Origin of the sequence: Campylobacter sp. CNRCH_2014_2849 (assembly GCF_025772845.1) — a bacterium.
GTDB lineage: Bacteria > Campylobacterota > Campylobacteria > Campylobacterales > Campylobacteraceae > Campylobacter_D > Campylobacter_D lari_D.
Genome location: NZ_JAKMSW010000051.1, coordinates 1 through 742 on the forward strand (window position 1 = coordinate 1; position 742 = coordinate 742).

Sequence of the window (742 nt, forward strand, 5' to 3'; positions counted from 1 at the left end):
GTAGGCAAATACACCCAAGAATATTCTAAAGCTTTGTTTGAAGCTGATCGTATATTAAGAAACTCCCCCTACAAAGACTATAAACCCAGATATTTAGATCCTAATCTTTATACAGGGCAAAGTTCTACTTTGCTTGAATTTAAAGATTGGCAAAGTATTTATCTAAAAGATCCTATTAAAGGAAGCATAGCTCCTTGGACTAAAGCAGAAAAAGCTTATTATAAATCTTTAAAAACTAAAAAAGAAAGATATAAGTATTTAGTTATAAGAAGTGGTATAAGAAGTGTTGTTATAGATATACCTTATGAAGCTATAGGAGCTGTAGATGAAAAAGGAAATGTAGATCCTAAATATGAAAAATTATATAGAATAGTAGATGATAATAAACATAATCTAAGATCAAGTTTATTTCATAATGAATGGGGTATGGCAGCAGGAATATTAGGTGATTATAAATATCTAGCTAATGATATGTCTCAAAATGGTTTTAATGCAAGATTTATCCAAGCTACTATACTTTATATACAATTAAGTGGAGGAAGTAGTATATTAGATAAACCTAATTTATTAGGTGCTATTTATGGTTATGCTGATATTGCCGTAGGAAGTGGTTTAGTAGGAGTGCATAAAAATCCTTTAAGAGAACAAGAGATTAAAACCTTAGCTAAGACTTTAAAACCTGATGAATTTGGTATGCTTCCTTTTATAGATGAGATTATGGGAGTAGATTGGATAATTGATT

Annotated in this window: 1 pseudogene; it reads left to right on the forward strand. The window is 29.5% G+C overall.

Annotated features, from left to right (window positions below):
• Window positions 1–742: pseudogene (locus L8X33_RS08655) on the forward strand (hypothetical protein); the annotation flags it as partial.